Here is a 24,987-nt window from a genome sequence, read left to right as displayed (position 1 = left end):
TGAGGCCACATCCTTGAACGCCGCCGCGATGCCCGCACCACCCTCGATCGGTCCGCCGGCGGGGATGCTCGCATACGTCCCGGCCGGTCATCCGGCCCGGTTCGCGATGTCCTGCGAAGGCTGGCACGAGCTGCTGGCGTTCGTCAACGCCGCAGGCGCGCTGCCGGCGGCGGCGCACGGCTCCGCGACGATGACTTTGGTGCTCGCCGCGGCGGAGCAATGCGGTCATCCGGGCACAATCCGCGCCGCGCTGCGCGAGACGCCGTCGCTGCTCGACGCGTGGGACGCGCCGGCCGGCGTCGTAGCACATACCGCCTGGCTGGCCAAGCGCGTCTCCGACGCCGCCGGCATGCTTGCGAACGGCCTCGAGAGCGTACTGCGCAACCTGCCGGAGGTCCCGGCCAGGGAGCAGGCCGCCGTCCTCTCCGCCTGGCTGTACGACCGCGCCGTCGGCCCGGTGCCGCTGGCGAAAGCGATGGCGGCGGAAGTCGACATGCTGATCGAAAAATTCAAACGGCTCGAGGACAGCATCCGGCGCTGCAGCCAGGATCTCGACTTCGGCGTGCCGATTCCGCGCGTGGCAAGGGCGGTGGCCGGCATCGTCGACCGATTGCTGTTGCTGGAGGCGGCATGGGTCGAAGTGAACTCCCACATGGTCATCCTGGGCAATCGCATCACGGAGGCGCACGTCGGCAGCCAGCCCTTCCTCGATCCGGCCAGGTCGCGCCGCGCGATCGCGGCGTGGAAATCGGTCGGCGAGGCGTGCGGGCGCTTTGCCGCTTCGCTCGGCTACGACGACGATGGTTTCACACGGAGGCAAGGATGACGTACATGCAGGAATCGAGCGCGGTCGCCGCGGCGACCATATCGGCGGCGCATGCGGTCGCGGTGCCGAATGCGGCGCTCGAACGCCGCCGCGACGGCTACGCGCTGGTCTTCGCGAGCGCCTCGTGGCGCCATCTGCAGACCTGGATTTCCCTCGCGAGGGAGCTGCAGCCGTCAACGGTGGGCGAAGACGGCGCCGGCCGGGTGCTCGACAACATCCGTGACGCAGCGATCGCCTTCGGTTCGCCCGCCACGGTGCGGCAGCAGCTGCGCGATCAGCCAGCCATCCTGTCCGGCGACCTGGCGCCCGAGGCGCCATATGCCGCGGTGATCTGGTGGACCGGCGGGCTGCAGGAGGCTGCCGGAATGACGGCGTCGGTGTTTCAGCGCATGACCACCCCGCACACCGGCGCCGCCGATATCCGCAGCCACCTGCGCCTGCTCGCCGCCATCGCGGACCAGGCCAGGCGCCGGGTCGCGCCGTTGCTCGATGGCCTCACCGACGCCAGGGTGGCGCTGCTGGAGACCAATCGCGCCTTGTCCGACGCCAGCGTGCGGGTCGGTGAAATGCTGCTGCACCGCCAGGATGCTGTGACCGGGGCGCACGAGCGCGTCAGCCGGCTCGAACGCCAACTCGCCCGCCTCGGCCTGTTCAACGCCCATCGCAAACAGGCAGTGCTGTCGCGGCTCCATGCGATGCAAAGGGATCGCGCCGCGGCGATGCAGCGCGAGCACTGCGTCGAGCTGCAACTGCGCGCCTTCGACGCCCTCCTCGACGAAGGCGCCTGGATCGGGCCGGCGCTGGCCGATGCGATCGAAACGCTGGAAAAGCTGAGGACCGCGTGGACCCGCTTCGGCGCCGGCATGACGCAGGTGGCCGTCGACTCCTCGGACGCCGAGCTGGCCGATGGGCGATGGCTCGAACGCACGCTCGGCCCGGCCGAATCGGTGTGCCAGTGGAGCGCGCTCGAACGGGCCGCGCGCGACTTCATGGCCGATCTCCTGCCCGCGGCACACCAGGCCGCCCGCGACTAGGGCTTCTTGCAGTCGCAGACGTCGTTGCCGCGGTCGAACACGATGCGCCACCGTCCCGGCGCCTCCAGCCGCCAGATCGAGCTGAATCGCGCCACCAGCTTGCCGCCCTGGTCGTACACCGGTCCCCCGCTGATCGCCAGCTTCCCGGACGCGAGCACCTCGACCTGGTCGGGCTCCCACGAAAACGGCGCCGCCGGCTTGTCGAAAAAGCGCTTCCATCCCTTGGCTACCGCCTCCTTGCCTCGCATCGGCGGCTCCGGATCGTTGAAGAACACCGCCTCGTCCGACAGGAAGCTGCTGAACGCCGCATGGTCGCGCGCCTTCATCGAGGCGGCGAAGGCGCGCTCGGTATCGGTCACCTGCTGCTTCAATTCCGCATTGGTCGGCGCCGCCGCGCAGGCGCCCGCGGCAAACCAGGCCAGCACGATGCCCGCGCTCGTGGATTTCAAGGTCATCGTCGCTCCCGGGGTGAAAAACGTGCGGCCATTCTGGCATAGAGATGTCCGGACGACAACATGAGTCGCTTGCGCGTCAATCAGAAAAGGAGTATAACTACTCCACAAACGGAGCCATCATGAACCTAGCCTACGCCTACCCGAAGAGCCGATTCGAACCCGCCGTGCTGGTCGACCTGAATGCCCGGGCCGAGCGCGAGCGCCTGTCCAAGTCCGCGCTGAAGGGCTTCTTCAAGCTCGCCGCGGCCTGGAAGCTGCGCGACGAGGATGCCCGCGAACTGCTCGGCGGCCTGTCCTCATCGGCCTTCTACGAGTGGAAGAAGAATCCCGACCGCGTGCTGGAAGTCGACCGCATCACGCGCATCTCCTACCTGCTCGGCATCTACAAAGCGCTGCACATCCTGTACGGCGACAAGCTGGCCGACGAATGGGTGGCGCTGCCCAACAAGAATCCGGTGTTCGGCGGCCGCACACCGCTGTCGCAGATGCTGGCCGGCGGCCTGTTGGCGATGCAGACGGTACGCAAGCTGCTCGACGCACGCCGCGGGGGCCTGTGACCTTGGCCATCCTGCCGGTCACCCCGCTGCGCCAGTTCGACACCTGCCGGCTGATCCCGTCGCGCTTTGCCGACGTCGAGGACTCGGTGCTGGCGCCGCTGGCCGAGGACAGCGACATGCTGCGCGACCTGTTCGAGCTCGATAACGCCACCAACGAGCGGCTGCGCGGCGAGTACGGCGGCCTGCCCGGCATCGGCGTCGACGAACTGGTATTCGGCGTGCCCAATTTCCGCATCATCAACGCCGCCTACACCTATCCCCGTCCCGAAGGCAGCCGCTTCAACGACGGCGAACGCGGCGCCTGGTATTGCGCGTTCGAGCCCGAAACCGCGCTGGCCGAGATCACCTTCCACAAGACCGTCGAGTACCAGGAGATCGACCGCTTCGACGACAGCGTCAGCTACCAGACCATGCTGGCCGATTTCACCAGCACTTTCCACGACCTGCGCGGCGCGCGCAATTTCAGGAACACGCTGGCGCCCGACAGCTACATCGCCTCGCAGGCGCTGGCCGAGGAACTGCTCAAAGCGGGCTCGATGGGCGTGATTTATCCCAGCGTGCGGCGCGCCGGCGGCACCTGCCTGGCGTGCTTCCGGCCCGCGCTGGTGGGCAATGTGCGCAAGGGACGCGCCTATCGGTTAACATGGGCGGGTTCGCCGACTCCGGTCGTCGAGTCCATCTGACTTTTACATCCAGCGCCATGAAGACCAATCCAGACAAAGACATCGAACTGCACCAAAAAATCAATAGCGAAACCGCGCGCCTGCCCTGGGCTGAACTGCTGCGCCACTTCGCCCAGGGATCGGTGGTGTTCGTCAGCCCGGACCTCGACCTGATCGACGTCGCGGTGCGCATCTCGCACGACGACAAGGACAGCATCGCAAGCTGGATGCAGGATGGGAAGATTGGCAAGGTGACCGATGAACAGGCGCTCGCGTGGAGCGATGCGCAGGCCGAGCTGTGGACGTCGGTGGTGCACCCGTTCATCCTGGTTCAGCAGGAGCGCAAGAAACTCAACTGAAGGATGGGGTCAGGCCGGCGACCTGACCCCGGGGTTCCCGCTAGCGCGAGATATCCACCGCGTACAGCGCGTAGCCTTTACCGCCGCCGTCATCCGCCTTCAACAGAGACACATTGTCCAGTCCTGCCTGGCGCGCCACGTCCAGCATCCCCGGCGCCGAATGGAACACCACCGGCCCGGCCGTCTTCACTTTCGCGAAGCGCCAGCTGCGCTGCGCCCCGTGCGCGGCAAACGACAGCTGCTTCGACGCCTTGATCCAGTTGATCAGCACCTCGCGGTTGGTGTCCGGCGACGCCAGCACGGTCTTGCTGCCGTCCAGTCCGGGAAATCCACCGCCGCCGCTGGCCCGGTAGTTATTGGTGGCGACGATGAACTCCTGCGACGCTGCGACCGGCTTGCCGCGGTACGCCAGCTTGCCGACCCGCTTGCCCGGCGGCTGGGTGATGTCGATCTCGTAGCTGAAATCGTCCGACGTGATGGTGTCAAAGTTATAGCTCGGGAAGGACGGGTTGACCAGCTCCTGCGGCGCCGCCTTCGACGGGTCGATGGTGTTGAAGCGCCCGGCTCCATGCTCCAGCCAGGCCTTCAGTCCCGCGCCGTCGACCTTCACCGCGTACAGCGTGTTCGGATACAGATACAGGTCCGCCGCATTGTTCAGCGCCAGACTGCCCGCCTTCACGTCGGTATAGTCGCTGACGCCGGCCGAGCCGCTCTTGAACGCGGACGCCATCGACAGCACCGGCAGCTTCGCGTACTGCGGCAGGTTCGCCTGCACATACTTCGACACGTAATCGGCCTGCGCGTGATTGACCGGCGCAATCGCCGACTCGTCGCCGACGTCCGCGAAATAGCTCGACATGCGAAACGCGCTGGCGCCGACTGGCGTCTTCACGTACGCGATCGTGGCCTGGTGTTCGTTTGCTACCAGCGCGGCGATCTCCGGATCCGGCGCCGCGGATTGCGCGCTGCGCGCCTCGACCGTGGTCTGCCCCTTGTCCACCGTCCAGCGCGCGCCGTCGTATTTCAAATGCAGCCCGATCACGCCCAGGTGCTTGCCCCACAGGTTCGCCATGGTGGTCGGCACGCCGTTGACCAGCCCCTTCGCCTTGTCCACTCCCGGCAGGTTGAACTGGGCGACCGCGCTGGAAGCGTTCGGGAAAATCTGATGCGAGTGCCCGATCAGCATCGCGTCGATGCCGGGAACCTGCGACAGGTGCCAATTGCCGTTCTCGATGTCCGGCGTGTACGGGCTGTTATCGAGCCCGCCGTGAGAGATCGCGATGACAAGGTCGGCGCCCTCGGCACGCATCTGCGGGATGTACTTCATCGCCGTCTCGCGGATTCCTTCCGTATATACCTTCCCGTCCAGCCAGCGCTTGTCCCAGGCGACGATGGTCGGCGGCGTGAAGCCGATGATGCCCACCTTGACGGTGGCGCTGATTGGCTTGCCGTTGGCGTCCAGCGCGCTGACCTGCTTGGCGATGATGCGGTACGGTGCAAACAGCTGCCTGCGCGTTTTGGTGCTGTAGACGTTCGCCAGCACCTGCGGGAACGCCGGACCGGCGCAGCGCGGTTTGGCGGGATCGACGCCCTCCACGTCGAACTGGCTGCCGGTCACCTGGCTCAGGTAGCCCAGGCCGTAGTTGAATTCGTGGTTGCCGATTCCCCCGCCTTCCATGCCAAGCTTGTTCATCACCTTGTAGACCGCAAGCGTTTCGGAGCACGCCAGCGGCGCCACCAGCGCCTGGTAATCGGCCAGCGCGGTGCCCTGGATGGTGTCGCCGTTATCGAGCAGCAGGGTGTTCGGGAATTCGGCGCGCGCCTTCCGGATCAGCGTGGCGGTGCGATCGAGGCCGAACGACGGATCCGGCGCCAGCTTGTAATAATCGTATCCAAGCACGTTGGAGTGGACGTCGGTGGTTTCCAGCACCGCCAGCGTGGCGGTCGCGCCGGCGGGAACCGAAGGCGACTGCACCGTGGCGCAGCCCGCGAGCAGCAGCGGCGTCAATACGATGCAGGTTTGATAAGCGAAGCGAAGTTTCATGGGGCGGCCCGGATGGTCAGATCGCAAACATCATACGGTAACGCCCGTGCCGCGATCAAGGCGCCGCGCGCGCGGTGGGGTATAATCGAAGGTTCGATTCAACCAATTCTAGAAGACCGACACGATCATGGAAGCTGAACGCATCAACGCCCTTTCCGCCCTGCTGAACGACTTGACCAGTCGTGAAGCCGAACTTCGGAGGTATCTTTGACTTCGATAAGAAGTCAGAGAAGCTCGAGCAGGTAAACGAAGAACTCGAAGATCCGACCGTCTGGAACGATCCGAAGCGCGCCCAGGACCTCGGCAAAGAGAAAAAGGCGCTGGAAGGCGTCGTGCACACGCTGATCAAGGCCGACGCGGACCTGAAGGACGCGAACGACCTGTTCGAGATGGCGCGCGAGGAAAACGACGACGACACGCTGGAAGCGGTCATCGCCGACGCCGACGCCATCCTGAAAGTCGTCGAAGGCATGGAATTCCGCCGCATGTTCAGCGGCCAGCTCGACGCCAACAACTGCTTCATCGACATCCAGGCCGGCGCCGGCGGCACCGAAGCCCAGGACTGGGCCTCGATGCTGCTGCGCCAGTACCTGCGCTATTGCGAGCGCAAGGGCTTCAAGGTCGAGATTCTCGAGCAGTCCGACGGCGAAGTCGCGGGCATCAAGACCGCCACGCTGAAAGTCGAGGGCGAGTACGCCTATGGCCACCTGCGCACCGAAACCGGCGTGCACCGCCTGGTCCGCAAGTCGCCGTTCGATTCGGCCAACGGCCGCCACACCTCGTTCACCAGCCTGTTCGTGTACCCGGAGGTGGACGACTCGATCGAGATCGACATCAACCCGGCCGACATCCGCGTCGACACCTACCGCGCGTCGGGCGCCGGCGGCCAGCACATTAACAAGACCGATTCGGCAGTTCGCCTGACGCACGGCCCGACCGGTATCGTGGTGCAGTGCCAGAACGACCGCAGCCAGCACCGCAACCGCGCCGAAGCGATGGAGATGCTGAAGGCGAAGTTGTACGAGGCCGAACTGCGCAAGCGCATGAGCGAGCAGCAGAAGCTGGAAGACTCGAAGACCGACGTGGGCTGGGGCCACCAGATCCGCTCTTACGTGCTGGACCAGTCCCGCATCAAGGACCTGCGCACCAACTTCGAGACCGGCAATACCAAGAACGTGCTGGACGGCGACCTGGACGACTTCATCTCGGCCTCCCTCAAGCAAGGCGTATAAGCGATGGCAACCGAAAAAAGCGCATTCATTTTCGACATGGATGGCACCATCGTCGACAACATGGCGTTCCACACGAAGTCGTGGATCACCTTCTTCGAGCAGCGCGGCATGTCGATCGACGCGGAGGAATTTTTCCGCACCACCGCCGGCCGCCAGGGCAAGGAAATCATCCGCGCCCACATGGGCGAGCACCTCGAAGACCATGAAGTCGTTACGCTGAACCAGGAGAAGGAATCGGTCTATCGCGAGCTGTATGGCCCGCATCGCAAGACCGTCGGCGGCTTCGACGACCTGATCGCGCGCGCGAAGCGGCAAGGCGTCGTGCTGGCGGTGGCGACCGCGGCGCCGACTGCCAACATCGAGTTCACGCTCGATGGGCTCGACCTGCGCCGCCACTTCGACGTGATCGTCGGCGCGGCCGATGTCGCGCGCGGCAAGCCGAATCCCGATGGCTTCCTGCTCGCGGCCGAACGCTGCGGCGTGGCGCCTGCCGACTGCATCGTGTTCGAAGACGCGCCGTTGGGCGTGGAGGCGGCGCGCCGCGCGCGCATGCGCTGCGTGGTGCTGACCACCACTTTGCCGGCCGAAGCGTTCGCCCAATTCGACAACGTCATCGCCATTGCCAGCGACTTTTCCGCGCTCGACATCGACGCGCTGTTTGCAGCCTGACCAACCAACACCAAAACAATATTAATTATGACTACGGATATCCAGGACCAAGCCGCCCAGCCGGCTGACGAGAACAAGATCATGGCCGAGCGCCGTGCCAAGCTGGCGACCTTGCGCGACAAGGGCGTCGCCTTCCCGAACGACTTCCGCCCGCAGCACAAGGCGTCCGAGCTGCACGCGGAATTCGGCGCCAAGTCGCGCGAAGAACTCGAAGCCAATCCGGTCGCCGTCGTCCTCGCCGGCCGCATGATGCTCAAGCGCGAAGCGGGCAAGAAGGCCGCCTTTGCGACGCTGCAGGACTCGTCGGGCGCGCGCGCCGACGGCCGCATCCAGATCTACGCCACGCTCGACCTGACCGGCGCCGAAGCGATGGAAGCGCTGCACCACTACGACCTGGGCGACATCCTGGGCGTCGAGGGCACGCTGTTCAAGACCAAGACCGACGAACTGACCGTCAAGGTCACCACGCTGCGCCTGATCACCAAATCGCTGCGCCCGCTGCCGGACAAGTTCCACGGCCTGGCCGACCAGGAAACCAAGTACCGCCAGCGTTACGTCGACCTGATCATGAGCGAAGACACGCGCCGCGTCTTCAAGGCGCGCACCGCCGCGATGTCGTCGATCCGCCGCTTCATGGAGAAGAACGACTTCATGGAAGTCGAAACGCCGATGCTGCACACGATCCCTGGCGGCGCGGCGGCCAAGCCGTTCATCACGCACCACAACGCGCTCGACATGGAGATGTTCCTGCGCATCGCGCCGGAGCTGTACCTCAAGCGCCTGGTGGTCGGCGGCTTCGACCGCGTGTTCGAGGTGAACCGCAACTTCCGCAATGAAGGGGTCTCGCCGCGCCACAATCCAGAATTCACGATGATGGAATTCTATGCGGCGTACACCGACTACCAGTGGATCATGAACTTCACCGAAGCGGTGATCCGCCAGGCCGCGATCGACGCGCACGGCACCGCGATGCTGACCTACGGCGGCCGCGAACTGGACCTGACCAAGCCGTTCCACCGCATGACGATCGTCCAGGCGATCAACAAGTTCGCGCCGCACTACACCAACGAGCAGCTGCACGACATGGAGTTCCTGAAAGCGGAGCTGCTCAAGTTCGGCGTCAAGCCGTTCGCCACGTCGGGCCTCGGTTCGCTGCAGCTGTCGCTGTTCGAAGAGACCGCCGAAGCGCAGCTGTGGGAGCCGACCTTCATCATCGACTACCCGGCCGAAGTGTCGCCGCTGGCGCGCGCATCGGATACCGAGCCTGGGATCACCGAGCGCTTCGAGCTGTTCATCGTCGGCCGCGAGATCGCCAACGGTTTCTCGGAGCTGAACGATGCGGAAGACCAGTCGGCGCGTTTCCTGGCGCAGGTCGCGGCCAAGGATGCGGGCGATGAAGAGGCGATGTACTACGACGCCGACTACATCCGCGCGCTGGAATACGGCATGCCGCCGGCCGGCGGCTGCGGCATCGGCATCGACCGGCTGATGATGCTGATCACCGATTCGCCGAACATCCGCGACGTGATCCTGTTCCCGCACCTGCGCAAGGAAGACTAAGCATAGTGTAGGGGTCTGGTCCTGCGGACCTGACCCCGGTTTTGGTTAGTAGCCGAAGCGCGTCGCGACGTGGCTGGCGGCAAGCAACGCGCCAACGAGTCCGACCACCCTCCAAGTCTGCGCGCGAAGCGCATTGTGCAGCTCGACTCGAACACGTTCGATGTGCAGTTTAAGCTCATGATAATCAGACTTGTGCTCGGCGCGAAGGTCTTGAAAGCCTGATTTTTGCTCGAGACGCAAGTCCTGCAAGTCCGATTTCGTCGCATAGTTCGAACGCATGACGGCCACGTCGACCTTCAACGTCGCCAACTCATCTTCAAACGAACAGGAATCGTGGTTCATTCCTTATGTTCGCGCCGCGCGAACATGGCGTCAACGGCCGCAGGATTGAACCGCGCTGACCGTTTTGCCATCTCAGCAAACCTACTGAATCACCCGATAGCACGGAACATACGTCTTGCCCGGCAGTTTCATCCGGCTTTGCGCGACGAACGAGGACAGCAGCGCGTCCATCGGACCCATGATGGACGGGTCGCCATGAATCTCGAAATGGCCGTATTTCTCGATCGCCCGAATACCCTCGTCCTTGACGTTCCCGGCCACCACGCCTGAAAAAGCGCGCCGCAGATTGGCCGCCAGCAGGTGCGTTTCCTGATTCTTGTGCAGGCTCAGGCTGCGCATGTTTTCGTGCGTCGGCTTGAACGGGCGCTGGAATTCCTGGTCGATTTTCAGCAGCCAGTTGAAGTAATACGCGTCGCTGCGCGATTTGCGGAATTCGCGCACTTCCTTGATCGCCATTTGCATTTCGCGCGCCACCGCTTCCGGATCGTCGACGATGATTTTGTAGCGCTTCTGCGCCTCGGCGCCCAGCGTGGTGCCGATGAACGAATCGATCTGCCTGAAATAATCCCGCGCGGTTTCAGGTCCGGTGAAAATCAGGGGATATGGAATCTCCGCGTTATCCGGATGCAGCAGGATGCCGAGGATGTAAAGAATCTCCTCCGCCGTGCCGGCGCCGCCCGGAAACACGATAATCCCGTGGCCAGTGCGGACGAACGCTTCCAGCCGCTTTTCGATATCCGGCATGATCACCAGGTCGTTGACGATCGGATTCGGCGATTCGGCCGCGATAATGCCCGGCTCCGAAATCCCGAGATAGCGTCCGCCGGTCAGCCGCTGCTTGGCGTGCCCGATGGTGGCGCCCTTCATCGGCCCTTTCATCGCGCCCGGGCCGCAGCCGGTGCAGATGTCCAGGTCGCGCAGCCCCATTTGGTAGCCGACTTCCTTCGAATAATTGTATTCGACGCGGTTGATCGAATGGCCGCCCCAGCACACCACCAGGTTCGGATTGCGCTGGGGCTTCAGCACATTCGCATTGCGCAGGATATGGAACACCGAATCGGTAATGCCGTCGGAGCGGCTCATGTCGAAATTCGGATTGTCGGTCACCTCATTGCTGACGAAGACAATATCGCGCAGCACCGCGAACAGGTGCTCGTGAATCCCCTTGATCATTTTGCCATCGACGAACGCGATCGCCGGTGCACTTTTGATATCGAGCTTGATCCCGCGCTCGCGCTGGACGATGCTGATATCGAACGATTTATAACGCTCCAGCAGTTCCTTGCCGTCGTCGATCGAGCTGCCGCAGTTCAGGACCGCGAGCGCGCAATTGCGGAAGATCTGATACAGGCCGCCCTGGCTGGTATCGAGCAGTTTGGCGACTTCCGCTTTGGACAAAACTTCCAGCCGGCCTTCCGGCGAAATCAGGGTGTCGACAACGTCGTGGTGGTCCATGGTGCACTTCCTTTTCTGATTCTGTGAAATCGAGCCTGCAATGCCAATATACGACATCTCGCAGAGGTGCGGGTTGCAGAATCTCGCCGCAGTGCGCCGTGCCAAATGCCGCCTAAATAACACATCCGGCAAAAATTCGCTGATGGTGCGAGATTTACATTAGAATGCAGCCCTATTGGAATCGGCGGCGGGTTCAGGAATCACATCGGTCCCTGCGCAATGCGCTGCATTTTCCATATGATTTATCCATTCATAACTATATTCGGGAGAAACCCGCATGAGCGGTGCAGCTACACCTGGCCAGCAAGTCGTAATACCGGAATTCAAGCAGATCCTGGGTCACCCAAGTCCGCTGTGGATGTTGTTCATGACCGAATTCTGGGAGCGTTTCGCGTTCTACGGCATCCGGTGGGCACTGGTGCTCTACATCGTTACGCAATTCCACGCCGGCGCGGCCGCCGGCCAGGCTGACGCTAACCTGACCTACGGTTCCTACCTCGCGCTGGTGTACGCCGGCGCGGTGTTCGGCGGCTACGTCGCCGACAAAGTCATCGGCTACCAGCGTTCGATCCTGATCGGCGCGACCTTCATGGCCGCTGGCCTGTTCGCCATCTCGATCCCGAATCCGGACATCTTCAAGATCGGCCTGGCCACCATCATCGTCGGTAACGGCATGTTCAAGCCGAACATCTCGACCATGGTCGGCAAGCTGTACTCGCTGAACGACACCCGTCGCGACAGCGGCTTCACGATTTTCTACATGGGCATCAACGCCGGCGCATTTCTCGCACCGATCCTGACCCAGGTCCTGGCGCAGAAGGTCTTCAGCGTCAACGACGTCCCCGCTTACAAGATCGTATTCATCGCATCCGGTATCGGCATGCTGATCTCGCTGGTGTGGTTCGCCATCGGCCGCCAGGCCCTCAAAGGCATCGGCGCTCCTGAAGCCGATGCCCAGAACCCGATGCGCATGGTGTACGTCGCCATCGGCGCCGTTGCCGTGATCCCGGTCGTGTACTTCCTGCTCAAGGCCGGCGCCGCCAACCTGCAGATCGTGCTGTCGATCCTGTTCCTGGTGCTGGTCCTGATGCTGATGATCGAAGGTATCCGCGACGGTAAGGTCGCGCGCGACAAGACCATCGCCCTGCTGATCATCTTCGCCTTCAACATCCTGTTCTGGATGTTCTTCGAACAGGCAGGCAGCTCGTTCACCTTCCTGGCCGAGAACATCGTCAACCGCGCCGGCGCGCTCGGCATGACCGAGTTCCCGACCGCCTGGTTCCAGAGCGTGAACTCGGTGGCCATCATCGTCTGCGCACCGATCATCGCCTGGGTGTGGGTCGCGATGGGCAAGCGCAACGTCAATCCGTCGATCCCGCGCAAATTCGGCCTCGGCATCCTCTTCAACGGCCTCGCCTTCGGCCTGCTGATGTACGCGCTGTCGTACTTGGTCGACCCGACCATCAACAAGATCCCGTTCTGGACGCTGTTCGCGGTGTACTGGATCCAGTCGATCGGTGAGCTGTGTCTATCGCCGATCGGCCTGTCGATGACCACCAAGCTGGCGCCTACCCGCCTGGTTGGCCTGGGCATGGGCGGCTGGTTCCTCTCGACCGGCATCGGCAACAACCTGTCGGGCATTTTCGCCAGCCACGTGTCGGGTGAAGCGGGCATGTCGGTGACCTCCGCGCTGAGCGGCTACACCTTCGGGTTCTGGTCGCTGATGGCCGGCGGCGTGCTGCTGTTCGTCCTGGCTCCGTTGATCCAGAAGCTGATGCACGGCGTGAAGTAATCGTTGTTTCGGGGTCGGGTGCCGCGCACCCGCCCCATCTTCCCTACATCGACTGCGCCAGCGCGCGTCGCATATCATCCATCTCCCCCACCAGCCAGGCGCGGAAACGCTGCACCTTCGGCATGTTCTCCTTACTGCGATTGACCAGGAAGCGGTAGCCGCTGCCGAAAGGCGCGCTGCGGCAGTTGATCTGCCTGAGCGATCCCTTGAGGATGTCCTGGAACGCGATTCCGTACGCCACCAGCGCGATGCCCTGCCCGGCCACCGCCGCTTGCGCCAGCACGCCCCAATGGCTGTAGCCGCGCGAGAAATCGTAGTTCCCCTTCAGCGCCTTGTTCTCGTTCAGCAGCTGCAGCCACGACTCAGGGGTCTTCTCGTACAGCAGCGGGAAGTTGGGCAAATCGGCCAGGGTCAGTTCGGACTGGCCGGGCGCCAGCAGGTCCGGGCTATAGACAGCGATCAGGCGCTCGCGAAACAGCAGCGCCGGGTCGCCATCGGTCACCGGCCCGTAGCGCACCGCCACGTCCATGCTGTCGTCCTCCAGGTCCACCGGGGCGTCGTTCGAGTCGATGCGGATATCGAGCTCGGGATACAGCTTGGTGAAGCGGTGCATGCGCGGCACCAGCCACTTGATCGCGAACGAATGGGTGGTCGAGATGCGCAGGATCGCCTCCTCGTCGCCGCCCTGCAGCGCGCCGATCTTGGCGCGCAGGTCGCCCAGCACGCGGTGCACCGCGACCGCCAGCTCCTGGCCCTTTTCGGTCAGCGTGATGTGGCGCGGATGACGGATGAACAGCGCGAAGCCCACCGTCTCCTCGAGGTGCTTGACCGCCTGGCTGACCGCCGCCGGCGTCTTGTGCAGCTCCTGGGCCGCCAGCTTGAAACTGCCCCAGCGGGCGGCGCAATCGAAATCGATCAGGCCTCCGAGGCTGCGCAAAGGCTTCATTTCGCCTCCATGCATAAGTTTTTCTTAGTCATAGCGTAAATTTTTCTCGGTTGATGCCAAAGCGCTATAGGTAGAAAATATACCTGAATCGACAAGGGAACGCCATGCGCAAGAATATATTGGTTATCGGCGGAACACGCTATTTCGGCAAACTGCTGGTCCAGCGCCTGCTTCAGGCCGGCCACAGCGTCACCATCGCCACCCGCGGCCTCGCGTCCGACCCGTTCGGCGACCGGATCCAGCGCATTCGCGTCGACCGCCGCAACGAAAACGCCATGCGCGCCGCCTTCGCCAATACCCCCGGCTACGACATCGTCTACGACCAGATGTGCTACAACCCGATCGACGCCGCCATCTCGGCGCGCGTCTTCGGCGGCAAGGTCAAACGCTACGTGATGGCCTCGACCATCGACGTCTACCGCCCGCTCCTGGGCAGCCAGGACGCCCCGTTCGCCGAATCTGCGGTCAAGGTGCTGGCGCAGCCGATCGACACGCGCTATCCATGGAACGACCCGCACCTGGCCTGTGAAAGCTACGTCATGGGCAAGGTCCAGGCGGAAGCCTACTTTTACCGCGACGGCTCGCTGCCGGTCGTCTCGGTGCGCATCGGCCACGTGCTGGCCGGCGCCGAGGACTTCACCGGACGCCTTGCGCATTACGTCGACCTGGTACGCCAGGGCGCGCCGCTGCGCTACTCGAACGCGGCCGCTGCCAGCTCGTTCATGTCCGTCCAGACGGTCGCAGACTTTCTGGTATGGACCGGCATGCAGGACTTCACCGGCCCGGTCAACGCCGCCTGCGACGGCGCGCTGTCCGCGTTCGACCTGTACCAGCGCGTCGGCATGGCGCTCGACGAACCGGTCAAGGCGATCCCGGTGAAGCACGCCGGCGAACCCGGCGAACTCAGTCCGTTCGACTTCCCGGCGCAACTGATGGCCGACACCAGCCGCGCCACGGCTCTCGGCTACCGCTTCGGCCACAGCGACGAATGGCTCGACAACCTGATCCGCCAGCACGACCTGGCGTTCGTCTGACCAGGTATTCCCGGAAAGGCTCGAAGGTACCGGCAAGCGCGCCCTGCGCGACATCGTTTGGCGCAGGGACGGCTTTCGCATAAGGTGGGGTGAATCAAACGCGGGATTATAATTTCGCGCAACCTACCGAAGAGAGCAAGTTTTGACACGTACGTACAAGCAGTCGCAACGCCCCCAATCGGCCCGCGGATTCTTCATCCTGGCCGCCATCGTCCTCCTGCTGATCGTCGGCGCCGCGGTGTACGCGCTGGCCGCGCTGCTGCCGAACGTGCCGGCGATCGACGCTGTCACCGACTACCAGCCGAAGATCCCGCTGCGCGTTTACACTGCCGACCATGTCCTGATCGGCGAATTCGGCGAAGAGCACCGCGACTTCATCCCGGTTGACAAGATGCCCGCGCTGATGAAGAAGGCGGTGCTGGCGATCGAGGACAAGCGCTTCTACGAACATGGCGGCATCGACTGGATCCGGGCGGCCGGCTCGGCCAAGGCGAACCTGCGCGGCGGCTTCCGCCAGGGCGCCTCGACCATCACGATGCAGGTGGCGCGCAATTTCTTCCTCTCGCGCGACAAGCTGATCGCCCGCAAGCTCAATGAAGTGGCGCTGGCCTACAAGATCGAGGCGGCGCTGACCAAGGACCAGATCCTCGAGGTCTACATGAACCAGATCTACCTCGGCCAGCGCGCGTTCGGCTTTGGCAGCGCGTCGCGGATCTACTTCGGCAAGTCCCTGGGCGAGCTGTCGGTGGCGGAGATGGCGATGCTGGCCGGCCTGCCGCAAAACCCCGCGCGCCACAACCCGGTGGTCAATCCGAAAGGCGCCCGCGCGCGCCAGCACGTGGTCCTCAGGAGCATGCGCGACCAGGACGTCATCACCGAGGCGCAGTACCAGAAGGCGCTGGCGGAAAACCTGCACATCAACCAGAAGGGCCAGGAATTCGACACCCACGCCGAGTACGTCGCCGAAATCGCGCGCCAGGCGGCCTACGCACAGCTCAAGGAAGACGCCTACACCAAGGGCATCGTGGTCACCACGACGATCCTGAAGGCCGACCAGGATGCCGCCTACCAGTCGTTGCGCCGCAACGTGCTGGCCTACGACCAGCGCCACGGCTATCGCGGTCCGGAAGCGTCGATCGACCTGCCGTCGAACCCGGAAGAACGCGACGACGCGATCGACGAGGCGCTGCAGAAGCGGCGCTCGAGCGACGGCCTGCCGCCCGCGGTGGTGCTGGCCGCGTCGCCGAAGATGGTGCGGGTCCAGACCGTGGACGGCGAAACGCTGGAGATCAGCGGCGCCGGCCTGAAGTTCGCCGCCGCGGGCCTGGCGCCGAACGCGAAGAACAGCATCAGGCTGGCGCCAGGCTCGATCGTGCGCCTCAGCCAGGATGGCAAGAAAAGCTGGTCCATCGTCCAGCTGCCGCAAGTGTCGGCCGCATTCGTGTCGATCGACGCCGATACCGGCTCGTACCACGCGCTGGTCGGCGGCTTCGACTACAACCTGCAGAAGTTCAACCACGTGACGCAGGCGTGGCGCCAGCCCGGATCGGCGTTCAAGCCCTTCCTGTATTCGGCGTCGCTGGAAAAAGGCTATTCGCCGGCCACGCTGATCATGGATGCGCCGCTCGACATGCCGGGCGAAGACGCCGGCAAGACCTGGTCGCCGCAGAACGACGACGGCGTGTTCGACGGCCCGATCACGATGCGCCGCGCGCTGGCAGCGTCCAAGAACGTGGCGTCGGTGCGCCTGCTGCGCGCGGTGACCGTCCCATATGTACACGACTACATGGGCAAGTTCGGCTTCGATCCGGCGCGCCATCCGAAGAACCTGACCATGGCGCTTGGCACGGGCGCGGTCACGCCGCTGCAGATGGCCGGCGCCTATTCTGTGTTCGCCAACGGCGGCTACCAGGTCCAGCCCTACCTGATCAGCAAGATCGAGGATTCGCGCGGCGTCGTCATCGCCGAGGCGAAGAAGCCGCAGGTTCGCAAGGACGAGAACCGCGTGCTGGACGAGCGCAACGCCTTCGTCACCGACAGCATGCTGCGCGACGTGACCCGCTACGGCACCGGCGCGGACGCGACCAGGAAGCTGGGCCGCTCCGACATCGCCGGCAAGACCGGCACCACCAGCGATGCGATGGACGGCTGGTTTGCCGGCTACGGCGCCAATATCGTGGCAGTGGCGTGGATGGGCTACGACGAGCCGAAGTCGCTGGGCGGACGCGAATTCGGCGCAACGCTCGCGATGCCGATCTGGATCGACTACATGCGCGTGGCGCTGGCAAAACGGCCGGAGGAGGAACGCAAGGCGCCGGAAGGCGTGGTGCGCCAGGGCGAAGACTGGATCTACGCCGAATACGCGGACAGCACGGAGTTCAAGTCGATCGACGTGCCGGCCACACCTGACGCGGCGCCAGCCGAGGCGCCGCCACCGCCGCCCGCGCAGTAAGCCCATTGCCGAGCTTCGCGGTACGCGGTTATGATGAGACGCTTTTTATAAAAACAACCTCTCATATTGGAGTGCTGCGGATGGCGACGGTGTCGATGGCTGGACCAAAAGAGATCACGGTAAGGGGAATCATCCTTGGCGTGGTCATCACCCTGATCTTTACGGCGGCCCAGGTTTACCTCGGACTGAAAGTCGGCCTCACCTTCGCCACGTCGATCCCCGCAGCGGTGATCTCGATGGCGCTGCTCAGCGCCTTCAGGGACGCGACGATCCAGGAAAATAACATCGTCCAGACCATCGCCTCGGCCGCCGGCACGCTGGCGTCGGTGATCTTCGTGCTGCCTGGCCTGCTGATGATCGGCTGGTGGGCCAACGTGCCGTTCTGGCCAACCTTCGGCTGCTGCGCCATTGGCGGCGTGCTGGGCGTGATGTACACGGTGCCGCTGCGGCGCGCGCTGGTGTCGCAGTCCGACCTGCCCTATCCGGAAGGCGTGGCCGCGGCCGAAGTGCTCAAGGTCGGCATGGCCTCGCGCAGCGGCGCGGAAGAAGGCAAAGCCGGCCTGTGGGCCGTCATCTGGGGCAGCATCGCCTCGGCGCTGTTCGCCGCCTTCGCCGCCGCCAAACTGATCGCCGCCGAGGTGTCGGTCTACTTCCGCACCGGCCAGGGCGCGACCGGCATCGGCGCATCGAGTTCGCTCGCGCTGATCGGCGCCGGCCACCTGATGGGCATCACCGTCGGCATCGCGATGCTGGCAGGCCTGATCATCGCATGGGGCGTGCTGGTGCCAATCATGACGGCGCTGCAGCCCGCATCCGCCGTCCCGGCGGCCGACCTGGCGCTGGGCGTCTGGAGCAGCCAGGTGCGCATGATGGGCGCCGGCGCGATCGGCGCAGCCGCAATCGTCACCCTGGCCAGCCTGGCCAAGCCGGTCCTCGGCGGCCTGCGCTCGGCGATGGCGGCGGCGCGCCACGCCAAGACCGAGGGCGCGGTGATCGCCCGTTCGGAACAGGACCTGCCGATCTTCATCGTCGGCCTGGTGACCCTGATCGCGATGGTGCCGGCCGGATGGCTGCTGGCCATGTTCCTGCAGGGCGGCCCTTTGGCCAGCCTGTCGGTGCCGCTGGTTGCGGTCGGAGTCGGCTACATCCTGCTGGCCGGGATGTTCGCAGCCGCAGTTTGCGGCTACATGGCGGGCCTGATCGGTTCGTCCAATTCGCCGGTGTCCGGCATCGCCATCCTCACCATCCTGGGCGCCTCGCTCAGCGTCGGCATGGTCGCGCGCCATACCATCGGCCCCGACGTCGCCCAGGCGCTGGTCGCCTATGCCCTGTTCGTGACCACCGTGGTGCTGGCGGTGGCGGTGATCGGCAACGACAACCTGCAGGACCTGAAGACCGGCCAGCTCGTCGACGCGACCCCCTGGAAGCAGCAGGTCGCCCTGCTGATCGGCGTGGCGGCCGGTTCGGCCGTGGTGCCGCCGGTACTGGAACTGCTCAATCGCGCCAACGGCTTTGCCGGCGCGCCGAACCTGCAGGCGATCTCCTCGACGCCGCTGGCGGCGCCACAGGCGACGCTGATTTCGACACTGGCCAAAGGCGTCATCGGCGGCAACCTGCCGTGGAACCTGCTCGGCTACGGCGTCATAATCGGCCTGGCGCTGGTGGCGATCGACTTCGTGCTGAAGAAATCGAGCCACGGTAAATACAGCCTGCCGCCGCTGGGCGTCGGCCTGGCGATCTACCTTCCAAGCGCGGTCACGCTGCCGGTGGTGGTCGGCGCGGTCGCCGGTTACCTGTTCGAGCGCTCGGTCGAACACCGCACCTGGGGCGGCGCGGCCAAGCGCATGGGCGTGCTGATCATGTCCGGCTTCATCGTCGGCGAAAGCCTGTTCAACGTGGCGCTGGCCGGCCTGATCGTCTCGACCGGCAAGGGCGAACCGCTGGCCATCATGAATAACCTGAGCGAAGCGCAGGCGATGATGATCGCCACCGCGCTCGGCGCGGCGGTGGTGGCCGGCCTGTACCGGTGGGCGGCGAACAACGCCAAGCGCGTCGAAGCCTGACCGAGGGGCCGGTGCGCCGGCCTTTCCTCCTCTCGGGTAGAATGAGCCATCCTTTTTTAACTGGCGATGCTCCCGGACCGATGATCAAATGGCTTGCGCGATGGTTCTATCGACCTGCTGACAAGACGCCCGCTGCGTCTTCAGCGCCGGTCGCCCAGATCGCGCAAGCCGAACCGGCGCACCAACCTGCCGGCATCCCCACCTTGTTCTATCGCTGGCTGGCCGGCCCGCCCGGCGCCGACGTCCTTCCTTCCACCGAACGCCTCATCCTCGACGAATTCGCGCGCCTGGTCGATGCGCCGACGACGGCAGCCGACCTGGTGCCGCGCGTGCCGGCGGTGATCCCCCAACTGCTGCGCAGCCTTCGCGACGAATCCATGTCCGGCGCCGACCTGTCGCGCCAGCTGGCGCAGGACGTCGTGCTGGTGGCCGAGGCGATCCGCGAGGCCAACAGCCCGTACTACAGCCCCGCCGCGCCGATCAAGAATATCGAGGGCGCTGTCATGCTGCTCGGGCAGAACGGCATGCGCATGCTGCTCGCGCGGGTCGCCTTCCGCCCGATCATCAACAGCCAGTCCGGCCCGTTCGCGCTGCAGGCCGCGCCGCTGGTGTGGCGCCAGTCCGAGGCATGCGCGCTGGCCGGCAGCATGCTCGCGCCGGCGATGGGCGCCAATCCCTTCGAAGCCTACCTCGCCGGCCTGCTGCACCACGTCGGCCTGATCGTCGCGTTGCGCCTGATCGACCAGATCTACACCGGTCCCGCGCTGCCGCAGTCCGACGAATTCGGCGCGCCGCTGGTGGCCAACGCGCGCGTGCTGTCGGCCCGCATTGCCGCGCTTTGGGAATTTCCCGCATCGGTATGCAACGCCATCGTCGACGCCACCCAGCCCGGCGCCTCGCCGCTGGCGCAGACGCTTGCGCTGGCCGACCACATCGGCATGCTGCGCCTGCTGGCCGACGCCGGCGTGATCGACGCCGACCATCCATCGATACTGGCCCTTTCCGCCGATGCGCGGGCCGTCTTCGACAAACTCCGCACCGAGGAACACTGATGCCGTTTCAGATTGAACACAAGCTGGTGATCGGGGTCGCGTCGAGCGCCCTGTTCGACCTGACCGGATCGCACCAGGTCTACCTGGACAGCGGCCCGGACGAATACCGCAAATTCCAGGAGCAGCATCTCGATGTCATCCTTGAAAAAGGCGTGGCGTTTCCCTTCATCCGCCGCTTCCTGAACATCAACAAGCGCTTCCCGCGCCAGGCCCCGGTCGAAGTCGTGCTCTTTTCGCGCAACTCGCCGGAGACCGGCCTGCGCGTGATGCGTTCGATCGCCCATTACGGCCTCGATATCTCGCGCGCCTCGTTCACCACGGGGAAGTCGCCCTACGCCTATCTGCCGGCCTTCAACACGTCGCTGTTCCTCAGCGCGAACGAAGAAGACGTCAAGAACGCGATCGAAGCGAACTACCCGGCCGGCCTGGTGCTGCCGTCGAAGATCGTCGACGACGATGACGACGCCGAGCTGCGCGTGGCCTTCGACTTCGACGGCGTGATCGCCGACGACGAAGCCGAAACCGTCTTCAAGACCAACGGGCTGGACGAATTCCACGCCCACGAAGCGCTGCACATCGACCGGCCGCACCAGCCCGGGCCCCTGGCCGACATGTTCCAGAAGCTGGCGCTGATGCAGCGGATGGAAGAGCGCATGGAGAAACGCGATCCGAACTACCGCCGGGTCCTGCGCATCGCGATCATCACGGCGCGCAGCGCGCCATCGCACGAGCGCGTCATCACCACCCTCAAGAGCTGGGGCGTGTCGGCCAACGAGACGTTTTTCCTGGGCGGGATGGACAAGGCGCGCGTGCTGTCGGTGTTCAAGCCGCACATCTTCTTTGACGACCAGCTGACGCACCTGAAGTCCTCGCCCGGCGGCACCATCCCGATGGTGCACGTGCCCTTCGGGATCGCCAACCGCCGGCCAGCGTAGCGGGCGGTCGAAGGTGGCGATAACGACTATAATTAGTCATTAAAGCCCATCGTTTTCGCCTCCTGCATGCCCTTCGATTTAAAGAAATCCCTTCCCAAGCCCGGCACCCGTTTCGCGCTGCCGGCCCTGTACGGCTCGTCGGACGCGTACGCACTCGCCGTGGCCGGACTGGAACTGAAGAAGGACAAGCAGATGCTGACGGTGGTCGTGGCCAATGCCAGCGACGGCCAGCGGCTGCTCGACGAGATCCCGTGGTTCGCGGACGATCGACTGTCCTGCCACCTGCTGCCGGACTGGGAGACCCTGCCCTACGACGCTTTCTCGCCGCACCAGGACCTGGTGTCCGAGCGCCTGGCAACGCTGCACGAAATCCAGAACGGACAGTGCGACGTCCTGATCGTGCCGGCGACCACCGCGCTGGTGCGCCTCGCGCCGCCGTCGTTTTTGGCCGCCTACACTTTCTTCTTCAAGCAGGGCGAAAAGCTCGACGAGGCGCGCCTAAAGCAGCAGCTGACGCTGGCCGGCTACACCCACGTGTCGCAGGTGATGTCGCCGGGCGAATACTCGGTGCGCGGCGGCCTGATCGACCTGTTTCCGATGGGTTCCGCGCTGCCGTACCGGCTCGACCTGTTCGGCGACGAGATCGAAACCATCCGCACCTTCGACGCCGACACCCAGCGCTCGCTGTACCCGGTGCGCGAAGTACGGCTGCTGCCCGGCCGCGAATTCCCGATGGACGAGCCGGCGCGCACCAGTTTCCGCAGCCGCTGGCGCGAGCGCTTCGAGGGCGATCCATCGCGCTCGGTGGTGTACAAGGACATCGGCAGCGGCATCGCCTCGGCCGGTATCGAATACTACCTGCCGCTGTTCTTCGAAGAGACCGCGACCCTGTTCGACTACCTGCCGATGCACGCAAGCCTGGCGCTGGTGGGCGACATCGACGGCGCCATCAAGCGCTTCTGGACCGACACGCAATCGCGCTACCGCTTCCTCAAGGCCGACCGCGAACGCCCCATCCTGCCGCCGGACGAACTGTTCCTCAGCGACGAGGGCTTCTTCGCGCTGGCCAAGCCGTTCCCGCGCTGGGTGATCTCCAAGGACGCCGACTCCGGCGCATCCGATTTGTCGGCGCCGATCCCGAACATCGCCGTCAACCGCCGCATCGAAGATCCGCTGGCGAACCTGCGCGCCTTCCTGTTCCAGAACGATTCGCGCGTGATGATCTGCGCCGAATCGAACGGCCGGCGCGAGACGCTGCAGCAGTACTTCAACGAATACAGCCTGGCGCTGGCGCCTGTCGAAGGCTTCGAAGGCTTCCGCGCGTCCGATGCCAAACTGGCCCTCGGCGTCGCGCCGCTGCAGGCCGGCTTCGAGCTGTTCGAGCAGCAGGCCGGCAACCTGGTGTTCATTACCGAGACCGAACTGTATGCTGGTTCGGGCCGCCGCGTCGGCAAGAAGAAGCAGGAAGGCGCGACCCAGGTCGAGTCGATGGTGCGCGACCTGTCGGAGCTGAAGATCGGCGATCCGGTTGTGCACATCAACCACGGCATCGGGCGCTACATGGGCCTGACCAGCATGGACCTGGGCGAAGGCGAGACCGAGTTCCTGCACCTCGAATACGCCAAGGACACCAAGCTGTATGTGCCGGTGTCGCAGCTGCACGTAATCTCGCGCTACTCGGGCGCCTCGCCTGAGGACGCGCCGCTCCATGCGCTCGGCTCCGACCGCTGGGACAAGGCCAAACGCAAAGCGGCCGAACAGGTGCGCGACACCGCCGCCGAACTGCTCAACCTGTACGCGCGGCGCGCGCTGCGCAAGGGCCATTCGTTCGAGTACTCGTCGCACGACTACCAGAACTTCGCCGACAGCTTCGGCTTCGAAGAGACGGTCGACCAGCAGGAGGCGATCAACAACGTCATCAAGGACATGACCGGCGGGAAGCCGATGGACCGGCTGGTGTGCGGCGACGTCGGCTTCGGCAAGACGGAGGTGGCGCTGCGCGCGGCCTTCATCGCCGTCATGGGCGGCAAGCAGGTCGCCATCCTGGCGCCGACCACGCTGCTGGCCGAGCAGCACGCGCAAACCTTCGCCGACCGCTTCGCCGATTGGCCGGTGCGCATCGCCGAGCTGTCGCGCTTCCGCACCGGCAAGGAGATCAACAACGCGATCCAGGGCATGGCCGACGGCACGCTGGACATCGTGATCGGCACCCACAAGCTGCTGTCGCCGGACGTGAAGTTCACCCGCCTGGGCCTGGTCATCATCGACGAGGAGCATCGCTTCGGCGTGCGCCAGAAGGAAGCGCTCAAGTCGCTGCGCGCCGAAGTCGATGTGCTGACGCTGACCGCGACGCCGATTCCGCGCACGCTGGGCATGGCGCTCGAAGGACTGCGCGACTTCTCGATCATCGCCACCGCGCCGCAGAAGCGCCTGGCGATCAAGACCTTCGTGCGCAGCGAAGACGGATCTGTGATCCGCGAGGCCTGCCTGCGCGAACTGAAACGCGGCGGCCAGATCTACTTCCTGCACAACGAAGTCGAGACCATCCAGAACCGCCTGGCGATGCTGCAGGAGTTGCTGCCGGAGGCGCGCATCGGCGTGGCGCACGGGCAGATGCACGAGCGCGACCTCGAACGCGTGATGCGCGATTTCGTGGCGCAGCGCTACAACATCCTGCTATGCACGACGATCATCGAGACCGGTATCGACGTGCCGACCGCGAACACCATCATCATGCACCGCGCCGACCGCTTCGGCCTGGCGCAGCTGCACCAGCTGCGCGGCCGGGTTGGCCGTTCGCACCACCAGGCCTACGCCTACCTGCTGGTGCACGATGTGATGAGCCTGACCAAGCAGGCGCAGCGCCGCCTCGATGCGATCCAGCAGATGGAAGAACTGGGCAGCGGCTTTTTCCTGGCGATGCACGACCTCGAGATCCGCGGCGCCGGCGAAGTGCTGGGCGAGAACCAGTCCGGCGAGATGCTGGAGATCGGCTTCCAGCTGTATTCGGACATGCTGCACGAGGCGGTCAAGTCGCTCAAGGCGGGCAAGGAGCCTGACCTGGCGGCGCCGCTGGCGACCACCACCGAGATCAACCTGCACGTGCCTGCGCTGCTGCCGTCCGACTTCTGCGGCGACGTGCACGAGCGCCTGTCGATCTACAAGCGGCTGGCCAACTGCAACGACGCCGACAAGATCGACGACATGCAGGAAGAGCTGATCGACCGCTTCGGCAAGCTGCCGGAGCCGGTCAAGGCGCTGATCGAAACCCACCGGCTGCGCATCGCGGCCAAGGCGGTCGGCATCGTCAAGATCGACGCGCACAGCGAAGCGGCCAACCTGCAGTTCATGGTCAATCCGCCGATCGACTCGATGCGCATCATCGCGCTGATCCAGAAAAACCGCCACATCAAGCTGGCCGGCCAGGACAGGCTGAAAATCACCGTGGCGATGCCGGACCTGGCGGCGCGCGTGACGCAAGTGAAGCAAACAATCAAACAACTGTTGGCGTGACAAAC

Annotated in this window: 20 protein-coding genes; 15 read left to right on the top strand and 5 right to left on the bottom strand. The window is 64.7% G+C overall.

All coding sequences use genetic code 11. The features are described 5' to 3' along the window. The first annotated feature begins 28 nt into the window (after nt 1-28). Both AC1D02_RS10695 and AC1D02_RS10690 read left to right on the top strand, forming a co-directional pair. On the top strand, nt 29-826 hold the full coding sequence (locus tag AC1D02_RS10695; protein WP_477316544.1) for a hypothetical protein: 798 nt from the start codon (nt 29-31) through the stop codon (nt 824-826). After that, nucleotides 823-1,860, top strand: coding sequence for a hypothetical protein (locus AC1D02_RS10690; protein WP_477316542.1), 1,038 nt, complete (start codon nt 823-825; stop codon nt 1,858-1,860). Before AC1D02_RS10695 ends, AC1D02_RS10690 begins: the two co-directional genes overlap by 4 nt. On the opposite strand, the gene AC1D02_RS10685 is transcribed toward AC1D02_RS10690, so the two are convergent. Continuing rightward, nucleotides 1,857-2,315: a YybH family protein gene (locus AC1D02_RS10685; RefSeq protein WP_477316540.1), complete on the bottom strand. Its 459-nt coding sequence runs from the start codon at nt 2,313-2,315 to the stop codon at nt 1,857-1,859. The genes AC1D02_RS10690 and AC1D02_RS10685 overlap by 4 nt on opposite strands. Before the next feature lie 119 nt (nt 2,316-2,434). On the opposite strand from AC1D02_RS10685, the gene AC1D02_RS10680 reads away from it, so the two are divergent. Genes AC1D02_RS10680 through AC1D02_RS10670 form a run of 3 tightly spaced genes read left to right on the top strand, consistent with a single transcriptional unit; the run spans nt 2,435 to nt 3,893 of the window. Further along, nucleotides 2,435-2,872 (top strand): antitoxin Xre/MbcA/ParS toxin-binding domain-containing protein, encoded by a 438-nt coding sequence (locus tag AC1D02_RS10680; RefSeq protein ID WP_477316538.1) that lies wholly within the window; start codon nt 2,435-2,437, stop codon nt 2,870-2,872. Next, entirely contained in the window at nt 2,869-3,555 is a 687-nt protein-coding gene (locus AC1D02_RS10675) for an RES family NAD+ phosphorylase (protein ID WP_477316536.1), read from the top strand. The genes AC1D02_RS10680 and AC1D02_RS10675 overlap by 4 nt, the downstream gene beginning before the upstream one ends. A gap of 17 nt (nt 3,556-3,572) precedes the next feature. Beyond that, on the top strand, nt 3,573-3,893 hold the full coding sequence (locus tag AC1D02_RS10670; protein WP_477316534.1) for a DUF2288 domain-containing protein: 321 nt from the start codon (nt 3,573-3,575) through the stop codon (nt 3,891-3,893). A 40-nt stretch (nt 3,894-3,933) separates the two neighbouring features. Here AC1D02_RS10670 and AC1D02_RS10665 read toward each other — a convergent pair whose 3' ends face one another. Continuing rightward, complete coding sequence (locus AC1D02_RS10665) at nt 3,934-5,937, bottom strand: bifunctional 2',3'-cyclic-nucleotide 2'-phosphodiesterase/3'-nucleotidase (protein WP_477316532.1); 2,004 nt, start codon at nt 5,935-5,937, stop codon at nt 3,934-3,936. Nucleotides 5,938-6,064: 127 nt separating this feature from the next. Here AC1D02_RS10665 and prfB point away from each other — a divergent pair. The 3 genes from prfB (at nt 6,065) to lysS (ending at nt 9,398) form a co-directional block, all read left to right on the top strand. After that, nucleotides 6,065-7,169, top strand: a protein-coding gene (gene prfB / locus AC1D02_RS10660; protein WP_477316530.1) for a peptide chain release factor 2 whose coding sequence is annotated in 2 segments (ribosomal slippage) — nt 6,065-6,145 and nt 6,147-7,169 — 1,104 coding nt in all. Because the reading frame shifts where the segments join, the coding sequence is not laid out codon by codon here. A gap of 3 nt (nt 7,170-7,172) precedes the next feature. Then, nucleotides 7,173-7,838: an HAD family hydrolase gene (locus AC1D02_RS10655; RefSeq protein WP_477316528.1), complete on the top strand. Its 666-nt coding sequence runs from the start codon at nt 7,173-7,175 to the stop codon at nt 7,836-7,838. A gap of 27 nt (nt 7,839-7,865) precedes the next feature. After that, entirely contained in the window at nt 7,866-9,398 is a 1,533-nt protein-coding gene (lysS, locus tag AC1D02_RS10650) for a lysine--tRNA ligase (RefSeq protein ID WP_477316526.1), read from the top strand. A gap of 45 nt (nt 9,399-9,443) precedes the next feature. Here the strand turns inward: lysS and AC1D02_RS10645 are convergent, their stop codons facing one another. Next, on the bottom strand, nt 9,444-9,740 hold the full coding sequence (locus tag AC1D02_RS10645) for a hypothetical protein (protein ID WP_477316524.1): 297 nt from the start codon (nt 9,738-9,740) through the stop codon (nt 9,444-9,446). 81 nt (nt 9,741-9,821) lie between these two features. Next, entirely contained in the window at nt 9,822-11,195 is a 1,374-nt protein-coding gene (gene ppnN / locus AC1D02_RS10640) for a nucleotide 5'-monophosphate nucleosidase PpnN (protein ID WP_477316522.1), read from the bottom strand. Nucleotides 11,196-11,472: 277 nt separating this feature from the next. Between ppnN and AC1D02_RS10635 the strand changes: the two genes are divergently transcribed. Further along, nucleotides 11,473-12,987: a peptide MFS transporter gene (locus tag AC1D02_RS10635; protein WP_477316520.1), complete on the top strand. Its 1,515-nt coding sequence runs from the start codon at nt 11,473-11,475 to the stop codon at nt 12,985-12,987. 43 nt (nt 12,988-13,030) lie between these two features. On the opposite strand, the gene AC1D02_RS10630 is transcribed toward AC1D02_RS10635, so the two are convergent. Beyond that, nucleotides 13,031-13,933 (bottom strand): LysR substrate-binding domain-containing protein, encoded by a 903-nt coding sequence (locus AC1D02_RS10630; RefSeq protein ID WP_477316518.1) that lies wholly within the window; start codon nt 13,931-13,933, stop codon nt 13,031-13,033. A gap of 104 nt (nt 13,934-14,037) precedes the next feature. Between AC1D02_RS10630 and AC1D02_RS10625 the strand changes: the two genes are divergently transcribed. From AC1D02_RS10625 to mfd, 6 genes are all read left to right on the top strand, one after another. Next, a complete protein-coding gene (locus AC1D02_RS10625; RefSeq protein ID WP_477316516.1) occupies nt 14,038-14,967 on the top strand; it encodes an NAD-dependent epimerase/dehydratase family protein in 930 nt (309 codons plus the stop codon). A gap of 142 nt (nt 14,968-15,109) precedes the next feature. Further along, nucleotides 15,110-17,419 carry a penicillin-binding protein 1A gene (locus tag AC1D02_RS10620; protein WP_477316514.1) on the top strand — a complete coding sequence of 770 codons (2,310 nt, stop codon included), beginning with the start codon at nt 15,110-15,112 and terminating at the stop codon, nt 17,417-17,419. A 95-nt stretch (nt 17,420-17,514) separates the two neighbouring features. Further along, entirely contained in the window at nt 17,515-19,482 is a 1,968-nt protein-coding gene (locus AC1D02_RS10615; protein WP_477316512.1) for an OPT family oligopeptide transporter, read from the top strand. A gap of 80 nt (nt 19,483-19,562) precedes the next feature. Continuing rightward, entirely contained in the window at nt 19,563-20,534 is a 972-nt protein-coding gene (locus tag AC1D02_RS10610; RefSeq protein ID WP_477316510.1) for an HDOD domain-containing protein, read from the top strand. After that, on the top strand, nt 20,534-21,469 hold the full coding sequence (locus AC1D02_RS10605; RefSeq protein WP_477316508.1) for a 5'-nucleotidase: 936 nt from the start codon (nt 20,534-20,536) through the stop codon (nt 21,467-21,469). Before AC1D02_RS10610 ends, AC1D02_RS10605 begins: the two co-directional genes overlap by 1 nt. 66 nt (nt 21,470-21,535) lie before the next feature. Then, nucleotides 21,536-24,982 carry a transcription-repair coupling factor gene (mfd, locus tag AC1D02_RS10600; RefSeq protein WP_477316506.1) on the top strand — a complete coding sequence of 1,149 codons (3,447 nt, stop codon included), beginning with the start codon at nt 21,536-21,538 and terminating at the stop codon, nt 24,980-24,982. Nucleotides 24,983-24,987 lie beyond the last annotated feature (5 nt).

Source organism: Massilia sp. P1_C10 (genome assembly GCF_056406475.1).
The sequence above is the reverse complement of the archived record's forward strand: the minus strand, read 5'-3'. Positions and strand labels throughout refer to the sequence as shown.

Excerpts from the sequence above, each read along its gene's own strand:
- AC1D02_RS10635 (WP_477316520.1), top strand. The coding sequence starts at position 11,473 with ATGAGCGGTGCAGCTACACCTGGCCAGCAAGTCGTAATACCGGAATTC.
- AC1D02_RS10625 (WP_477316516.1), top strand. The coding sequence starts at position 14,038 with ATGCGCAAGAATATATTGGTTATCGGCGGAACACGCTATTTCGGCAAA.
- lysS (WP_477316526.1), top strand. The coding sequence starts at position 7,866 with ATGACTACGGATATCCAGGACCAAGCCGCCCAGCCGGCTGACGAGAAC.
- AC1D02_RS10630 (WP_477316518.1), bottom strand. The coding sequence starts at position 13,933 with ATGAAGCCTTTGCGCAGCCTCGGAGGCCTGATCGATTTCGATTGCGCC.
- AC1D02_RS10665 (WP_477316532.1), bottom strand. The coding sequence starts at position 5,937 with ATGAAACTTCGCTTCGCTTATCAAACCTGCATCGTATTGACGCCGCTG.
- AC1D02_RS10605 (WP_477316508.1), top strand. The coding sequence starts at position 20,534 with ATGCCGTTTCAGATTGAACACAAGCTGGTGATCGGGGTCGCGTCGAGC.
- AC1D02_RS10695 (WP_477316544.1), top strand. The coding sequence starts at position 29 with ATGCCCGCACCACCCTCGATCGGTCCGCCGGCGGGGATGCTCGCATAC.
- ppnN (WP_477316522.1), bottom strand. The coding sequence starts at position 11,195 with ATGGACCACCACGACGTTGTCGACACCCTGATTTCGCCGGAAGGCCGG.
- AC1D02_RS10690 (WP_477316542.1), top strand. The coding sequence starts at position 823 with ATGACGTACATGCAGGAATCGAGCGCGGTCGCCGCGGCGACCATATCG.
- AC1D02_RS10610 (WP_477316510.1), top strand. The coding sequence starts at position 19,563 with ATGATCAAATGGCTTGCGCGATGGTTCTATCGACCTGCTGACAAGACG.
- AC1D02_RS10645 (WP_477316524.1), bottom strand. The coding sequence starts at position 9,740 with ATGAACCACGATTCCTGTTCGTTTGAAGATGAGTTGGCGACGTTGAAG.
- AC1D02_RS10680 (WP_477316538.1), top strand. The coding sequence starts at position 2,435 with ATGAACCTAGCCTACGCCTACCCGAAGAGCCGATTCGAACCCGCCGTG.
- AC1D02_RS10670 (WP_477316534.1), top strand. The coding sequence starts at position 3,573 with ATGAAGACCAATCCAGACAAAGACATCGAACTGCACCAAAAAATCAAT.
- mfd (WP_477316506.1), top strand. The coding sequence starts at position 21,536 with ATGCCCTTCGATTTAAAGAAATCCCTTCCCAAGCCCGGCACCCGTTTC.
- AC1D02_RS10615 (WP_477316512.1), top strand. The coding sequence starts at position 17,515 with ATGGCTGGACCAAAAGAGATCACGGTAAGGGGAATCATCCTTGGCGTG.
- AC1D02_RS10655 (WP_477316528.1), top strand. The coding sequence starts at position 7,173 with ATGGCAACCGAAAAAAGCGCATTCATTTTCGACATGGATGGCACCATC.
- AC1D02_RS10685 (WP_477316540.1), bottom strand. The coding sequence starts at position 2,315 with ATGACCTTGAAATCCACGAGCGCGGGCATCGTGCTGGCCTGGTTTGCC.